This window comes from Neisseria sp. HMSC03D10, assembly GCF_001807625.1.
GTDB lineage: Bacteria > Pseudomonadota > Gammaproteobacteria > Burkholderiales > Neisseriaceae > Neisseria > Neisseria mucosa.
In genome coordinates, this window is record NZ_KV789492.1 from 15,565 (window position 1) to 22,760 (window position 7,196).

At 54.4% G+C, this 7,196-nt stretch carries 7 protein-coding genes; 3 read left to right on the plus strand and 4 right to left on the minus strand.

The features are described from left to right. Positions 1–127 precede the first annotated feature (127 nt). From HMPREF3066_RS01290 to HMPREF3066_RS01300, 3 genes are all read right to left on the minus strand, one after another. Positions 128–931: a glycosyltransferase family 2 protein gene (locus HMPREF3066_RS01290; RefSeq protein ID WP_019271112.1), complete on the minus strand. Its 804-nt coding sequence runs from the start codon at positions 929–931 to the stop codon at positions 128–130. A 102-nt stretch (positions 932–1,033) separates the two neighbouring features. Next, positions 1,034–2,227: an amino acid aminotransferase gene (locus HMPREF3066_RS01295; protein ID WP_070439930.1), complete on the minus strand. Its 1,194-nt coding sequence runs from the start codon at positions 2,225–2,227 to the stop codon at positions 1,034–1,036. A gap of 103 nt (positions 2,228–2,330) precedes the next feature. Then, positions 2,331–2,741 (minus strand): YqaA family protein, encoded by a 411-nt coding sequence (locus tag HMPREF3066_RS01300; protein WP_060975330.1) that lies wholly within the window; start codon positions 2,739–2,741, stop codon positions 2,331–2,333. 251 nt (positions 2,742–2,992) lie between these two features. On the opposite strand from HMPREF3066_RS01300, the gene HMPREF3066_RS01305 reads away from it, so the two are divergent. Both HMPREF3066_RS01305 and HMPREF3066_RS01310 read left to right on the plus strand, forming a co-directional pair. Further along, positions 2,993–4,216 (plus strand): sugar MFS transporter, encoded by a 1,224-nt coding sequence (locus tag HMPREF3066_RS01305; protein WP_060975331.1) that lies wholly within the window; start codon positions 2,993–2,995, stop codon positions 4,214–4,216. A 230-nt stretch (positions 4,217–4,446) separates the two neighbouring features. Then, positions 4,447–5,070, plus strand: coding sequence for a serine aminopeptidase domain-containing protein (locus HMPREF3066_RS01310; RefSeq protein WP_070439931.1), 624 nt, complete (start codon positions 4,447–4,449; stop codon positions 5,068–5,070). A 113-nt stretch (positions 5,071–5,183) separates the two neighbouring features. On the opposite strand, the gene wrbA is transcribed toward HMPREF3066_RS01310, so the two are convergent. Continuing rightward, positions 5,184–5,786 (minus strand): NAD(P)H:quinone oxidoreductase, encoded by a 603-nt coding sequence (wrbA, locus tag HMPREF3066_RS01315; RefSeq protein WP_049222498.1) that lies wholly within the window; start codon positions 5,784–5,786, stop codon positions 5,184–5,186. Positions 5,787–5,919: 133 nt separating this feature from the next. On the opposite strand from wrbA, the gene HMPREF3066_RS01320 reads away from it, so the two are divergent. Continuing rightward, positions 5,920–7,149: a YihY family inner membrane protein gene (locus HMPREF3066_RS01320; protein WP_070439932.1), complete on the plus strand. Its 1,230-nt coding sequence runs from the start codon at positions 5,920–5,922 to the stop codon at positions 7,147–7,149. Positions 7,150–7,196: the final 47 nt, after the last annotated feature.

Below are 7,196 nucleotides of genomic sequence, written 5' to 3' on the forward strand. Positions count from 1 at the left end.
CCTTGTCCTGATTTAAAGTTAATCCACTATATGAATAAAGGTTGTCTGAAAACAAGATTTCAGACGACCTTTTTGCTTTAAGCAATGTGATGCAACCGTTCGGACGGGTTTTGGCGTTGATGCCTGCTTATTCGTACTCGGGGTAGAGTGGCATGGTGCCGGCTTCTTCGAAGGTTGAGTGTGCTTTGACTTCTTGAAGGCGGCGGCCGATGCGGCGGGTGACGGCTTCGGCTTCGTTTTGGTGGTCTATGGTCAGTCCGGGGATGGTTTTGCCGAAAAGTTCGGCATCGAGCAGGCGCTCGGCGTGGATGCCGGGGCGGTAGTTGTGTCTGACGGCGGGATCGCGTTCTTCAAAGAGGTAGCCGACGACGCTGTTGCGGGTCAGGGCGATGCCGAGTGCGGCATCTTCGCCGCCGAAGATTCGGAAGAGTTCGTCTTGCGGAAAGCCGCCGCAGGCGAGAAAGATGCTGCGGCGGAATACGGTGTTGCCGCCGCCGGTCATTTGCAGCCTTTCCCATGCAGTGGGGAATTGCGGGTGGTTGAGGTAGTGTTCGGGAAAGCCGACGGGACGCAATTTGAGGCGGACCAGGCTGAGGTAGGAGTAGGCTTCCAAGCCGAGGTAGGTGGCGTTGAGGACGTTGTTTTCATAGACGTCGTCGGCGTCGAGGAAGGCGATGAAGTCGGCTTGGCTTTGCATGGCGCCCCAGTTGCGGGCTTTGGCGGCGCCGCCGTTTTCGAGCATATATTCGCAACGGACTTTCGGATGGATGGCGGCGAGGTCGCTCATGATAAGGCGTGTGTCGTCGATGGAGGCGTCGTCAATCAGCCAGACGTTTTCGACGGCGGGTTGGGAAACGGCGCTTTCGACAGCCGCTTGAAGGGTGGCGGCGGAGTTGTAGCAGGGGATGATGACGTCTAGTGTGGGTCTCATAATGTGATGCTTTAAGGGGTTTTTGTGTCAAAAGGTGGGGAAAGGTCGTCTGAAAACGGTATTTAGGTTTTCAGACGACCTTTTGGTATTGCCTGATGCGGATTACAACACTTTTACGATGCTTTCGCACAGGTAGTCGATGTTGTCATCGGTAATACCGGCAACGTTGATGCGGCCGGAGCGTACGGCGTAGATGGCGAACTCGTTTTTCAGGCGGTCGACTTGTTCGGGCGTGAGGCCGCTGAAGGAGAACATGCCGTTTTGTTCGATGATGAAGTCGAAGTCTTGATTTACGCCTTTGGCTTTGAGCAGTTCGACGAATTTTTGGCGCATGGCTTTGATGCGGCCGCGCATTTCGTCGAGTTCGGCAATCCATTGTGCTTTCAAATCCGCGTCTTTCAACACGAGGGCGATGGTGTTCGCGCCGTGGGAGGCGGGGTTGGAGTAGAGGGTGCGGATGATGGTTTTGACTTGGCTGTGGGCGCGGGCGGCGGTTGCTTCGTCTTCTGCGACTAAGGTAAACGCGCCGACGCGTTCGTTATACATGCCGAAGTTTTTGGAATAGGAGCTGGCGATGAGCAATTCTTTGTTGTATTTCAAGAAGGTGCGCAAGCCGTATGCGTCTTCTTCGAGGCCGTTGCCGAAGCCTTGGTAGGCGAAGTCAAACAGGGGCAGCCAGCCTTTTTCGGCGGAGAGTTTGGCGAGGGTTTCCCATTGTTCGGGCGTGGGGTCGATACCGGTGGGGTTGTGGCAGCAGCCGTGCAACAGGACGATGTCGCCTTTTTGCGCTTGGCCGAGGTCTTCAATCATGCCGTCCCAGTCTAGGCCGTGTTTGGCGGCGTCGTAGTAGCGGTAGGGCTTGTCTTGGATGCCGACGGCTTTGAAGATGGCGTTGTGGTTGGGCCATGTGGGGTTGGAAATCCAGACGGTTTGTGCGTTCAACTGGCGTTTGGCGAACTCGGCGGCAATACGCAACGCGCCTGTACCGCCGAGGCTTTGGGCGGTTTTGGCGCGGCGGCTGGCAACGATTTCGTGGTCTCTTCCAAAGAGGAGGATTTGGGTTTGTTCGTTGTAGTCGGCAACGCCGTCGATGGTGAGGTAGTTTTTGGTGGTTTCGCTCTCGAGCAGGCGTTTTTCGGCTTCTTTGACGGCTTTGACGATGGGGGTCGCGCCGGATGCGTCTTTATAAACGCCGATGCCGAGGTTGACTTTTTCGGGACGGGTTTCGGCTTTGAATGCTTCGCCCAAGCCTAAGATGGGGTCGGCGGGGGCGGCTTCGATGTGCTTGAAGAACATGATTTCTCGCTTTGCAAAAATGAAGGGACGGGATATTTCCTTTGGGATTTTACGCTGTTTCAGGTCGTCTGAAAATGAATGCGGCAGGTTTTGCGCAAATGGTTTACATCATGCCTTTGATACCGGCGAGGATGATGCCGTAGCGCAGGATTTTTCCGGTCAGGAGCATGAGTGCGGAGGTGTAGGGGTTGAGCCTGAGCCAGCCTGCGGCAATGGGCAGTGCGTCGCCGATGACAGGCAGCCAGGCAAACAAAAGGGGCAGGGTGCCCCAGCGTTGGAGCAGGCGCAGGGTCTTTTCAGACGACCTTTTCTTGGACGGAATCAGCCGCCCCATCCAATAGGAAACCATGCTGCCCAAGCCGTTTGCCAGTCCGGCGCACAACCATGCGCCGTATGCCTGTTCGGGATAGGTGTAGATAAACGCGGCGAAGGCGGCTTCGGACGTGCCGGGCAGGATGGTGGCGGAGGTAAAGGCGGAGGCGGCGAGTCCGAGATAGGCGTAAATGAGGGGCATGGCGGATAAGTTTGCGTCAGGTCAAAGGTCGTCTGAAATAAGATTTTAAGTCGTTTTCGGGCAGGTTAATTGTAAAATTCAGACGGATTCTGTCTATAAAAATGCGTTATCGGACAGAATCTTGCTGAAACTCTATGTAGTCGGCGCATTTCCAGTGTTTGCAAGAATGGCAAAAGCCAGTATGATTCGGCCCGTTATTAACGGATATTAACTGTTTGTACGGTCAATTCCAATAAATCGAAAGGCAAATCATGTCTACGCCATCACAACAAAACCATAATTCCGCGCTGGTCGTCCTGACCACGCTCTTCTTCATGATGGGTTTCATCACCTGCATGAACGACATCCTGATTCCGCATCTGAAAGAAATTTTCGAGCTGACTTATGTTCAGGCGATGCTGATTCAATTCTGTTTTTTTACCGCCTATGCCATCATGTCGATTCCGATGGGGCATCTCGTCGGTAAAATCGGCTATAAAAACGGCGTCATCGGCGGCTTCTTGCTGACCGCCGTCGGATGCTTGCTGTTTTATCCCGCTGCGGGCAGTCACTCTTACCCGACTTTCTTGGGCGCGCTCTTCATTCTTGCTTCAGGCGTAACCCTATTGCAGGTTGCAGGCAACCCGTATGTAACCTTGTTGGCGAAACCGGGCAAAGAATCCGCTACGCTGACTTTGGTGCAGGCATTCAACTCATTGGGTACGACCATTGCCCCGCAAATCGGCGCATTCCTGATTCTGGCAGATGCAACGCAGACCGCCAGCAAAGCCGAACAGATTTCCTCCGTTCAAATCCCTTACTTGGGTTTGGCAGGCCTGTTGATTATCCTTGCCGTCTTCGTGAAGATGATCCGCCTGCCTGACGCGCGCAAAATCGCCGAAGAAGAAAGCGAACACAACCACGACGGCAAAAGCAGCGTGTGGCAATACAAACACCTCGTCCTTGGTGCGGCAGGTATTTTCTGCTACGTCGGTGCCGAAGTATCCATCGGCTCATTGATGGTCAATGTCTTGGGCTTCCTGAAAGGGATGGATCACGCTTCCGCCGCCCAATACCTGTCGTTCTATTGGGGCGGCGCGATGGTCGGACGCTTCCTTGGCTCGGCAGTCATGGCGAAAATCGCGCCCAACCGCTACCTTGCCTTCAACGCCACTATCGCCGTTGTCCTGCTCATCATCGCCATGATGACCGGTAAAGGCAATGCCGACGTCGCCATGTGGTCGCTGCTTGCCATCGGCTTCTTCAACTCCATCATGTTCCCGACCATCTTCTCGCTGGCGACCAAAAATCTCGGTAAATTCACCAATGCTGCTTCAGGCGTACTCTGTACTGCCATTGTCGGCGGTGCGATTGTTCCGGTCGTACAAGGTTGGGCGGTCGATACTTACAGCCTGATGTCGTCTTTTGTCGTATCAGCCGTGTGCTACCTCTACATCGTCTTTTTTGCCCTCAAAGGTTATAAAGCCGACGAGTAAGCATGGTTTGAACAAAAGGTCGTCTGAAAACTTGGAAATCAGGTTTTCAGACGACCTTTTTGCTTTGCGGCGGACTTTTAAACCTGATCCGTTCCAACAGAGGTCGTCTGAAAATACGGCAACAGATTTTAACCGGAGCTTAAACCCGTTTTCAAAAGACAAAATGCGTCCGCAATACGGTCTGACTGACTTATGGCATAATGCTGGCGGCAAAAATACAGGAGGTCTTCATGTCGAAAATCATCTTATTACACGGACTGCACATGCACTCTTGGGTGATGAAACCTTTAGCGGATATGCTGGAAAAGCAAGGCTTTGACGTTTCTCTGTTCGGTTATTACAGCGTCTGGCACACCATGCAGCAGCACACGCAGGCGTTGGCAGAGTTTGTCGAAAAACACGATACGGGCGAGCCTCTGCATTTTGCCGGACACAGTCTGGGTGGGCTGGTGTTACGCCACTTTGCCGCCACCCATCCCGAAAAAATCACCGGCCGCATCGTTACCTTCGGTACGCCCCACCAAGGCAGCCGGGCTGCGCAAAGGGTGTTCCGGCTCGGGTTGAAAACCCCCGTACTCGGCGGCGCTTATCGCGATGCACTCGACGGCGGCACGCCCGATTTGCCCGAACATATCGAACTGGGCAGCATCGCCGGCAACAAGCCGCTCGGGCTGGGGCGCGTATTGGGTTTGCACGGCGAACACGACGGTACGGTTTTGGTCAGCGAAACCCGCTGCCCGAATATGCGCGACCACGTTATCTTGCCCGTCAGCCACAGCTGTATGCTGTTTAAACACATTACCGCCGAGCAGACCGCAACATTTTTGCGCGAAGGGCAGTTTAATCATGGCTAAAAAACTGGGATGACGGGATTTGAGAATAATAAAAAGGTCGTCTGAAAACTTGGAAATCAGGTTTTCAGACGACCTTTTAGTTTTTGGCAGATTGGATTTCTAAACTGCCCGCCTTAAGCCAACTTGACGGCGAGTTCTGCCAGCCGTTTGCCTTGTGCGAAGGCGATGTCGTTTTCTTCGGCGGTCAGGACGGGTTTGCCGTCGTGTCCGGCGACGTGGGATGCGCCGTAGGGGGTGCCGCCGCTTTGGGTGTTGCTGAGGGCGGATTCGGTGTAGGGGATGCCGCTGATGATCATGCCGTGGTGCAGGAGGGGGAGCATCATGGTGAGGAGGGTGGTTTCTTGTCCGCCGTGTTGGGAGGAGGTGCTGGTGAAGACGGTGGCGGGTTTGCCGGCGAGTTCTGCACCGAGCCACAGGGGGATGGTGCCGTCGATGAAGTATTTCATGGCGGCCGCCATGTTGCCGAAGCGGGTGGGGCTGCCTAGGGCGAGGGCGGCGCAGGTTTTGAGGTCTTCGGCGGTGGCGTAGGGCGCGCCGCTGTCGGGGATGTCTTTTTCGACGGCTTCGCAGACGGTGGAGACTTTGGGGACGGTGCGCAATACGGCTTCGCAGCCTGCGACGCTTTCGATGCCGCGTGCGATTTGGCGGGCGAGGTTGAGGGTGCTGCCGTTTTGGGAGTAGTAGAGGACGAGGATTTTGAGGGGATTTGGGTTCATTTGGGTATTCCGTTACAATGGGGTTGGTGGGAAATAGGTGTTTGGCTGTTGAAGCTGTGTTTTCAGACGATGTAGAGTGCGCTGCGGCGTTTTCTGTTTTTTATTTTAATTGGTTATTTTTTCGGGAAAGATTATGCCGTTTTTGAAGTGGTGGCAAGGTTTGTTGGGTAGTAAGGCGTTTGTGTTTGCGTGGTTTGTGGTCCGGCGTTTCGATGAGGAGCGTGTGCCGCAGGCGGCGTCGAGTATGACTTTTACGACGCTTCTGGCTTTGGTACCGGTGTTGACGGTGATGGTGGCGGTCGCTTCGATTTTCCCTGTGTTCGACCGTTGGTCGGACTCTTTTGTGGCGTTCGTCAATCAGACTATTGTGCCGCAGGGTGCGGACATGGTGTTTGATTATATCAATGCGTTCCGCAATCAGGCGGGGAAGTTGACGGCGATCGGCAGTGTGATGCTGGTGGTGACGTCGCTGATGCTGATTCGGACGATTGATAATGCGTTCAACCGGATTTGGCGGGTCAATTCGCAGCGGCCTTGGATGATGCAGTTTTTGGTGTATTGGGCGTTGCTGACGTTTGGGCCGCTGTCTTTGGGCGTGGGGATTTCTTTTATGGTCGGGTCGGTGCAGGATTCTGCGCTGGCTTCGTTTGCGCCGCAATGGGTGGTGGGGTTACTGCAAACCTTAGGCACGCTGTTTTTCGCAACGCTTTTGTTGTGGGGGTTGTACCGTTTCGTACCCAACCGCTTCGTGCCCGGGCATCATGCGTTTATCGGGGCTTTGGTCACGGCGTTTTGTTTGGAGACGGCGCGTTTCCTGTTTGCTTGGTATATGGGCAATTTCGACGGCTACCGCTCGATTTACGGGGCGTTTGCCGCCGTGCCGTTTTTTTTGGCGTGGCTGAATTTGCTGTGGACGCTGGTGTTGGGTGGTGCGGTGTTGACTTCGTCGCTGTCTTATTGGCAGGGCGATGCGTTCCGCAGAGGATTCGATTCGCGCGGGCGGTTTGACGATGTGTTGAAAATCCTGCTGCTTTTGGATGCGGCGCAAAAAGAGGGCAAAGCCTTGCCTGTTCAGGAGTTCAGACGACATATCAATATGGGCTACGATGAGTTGGGCGAGCTTCTGGAAAAGCTGGCGCGGCACGGCTATATCTACAACGGCCGTCAGGGCTGGGTGTTGAAAACGGGGGCGGATTCGATTGAGTTGAGCGAACTCTTCAAGCTCTTCGTTTACCGCCCGTCGCCTGTGGAAAGGGATCATGTGAACCAAGCCGTCGATGCGGTGATGACGCCGTGTTTGCAGACTTTGAACATGACGCTGGCGGAGTTTGACGCTCAGGCGAAAAAACGGCAGCAGTCTTGAGTATTTTTAAAACAGATAAAAGGTCGTCTGAAAACGGTTTTCAGACG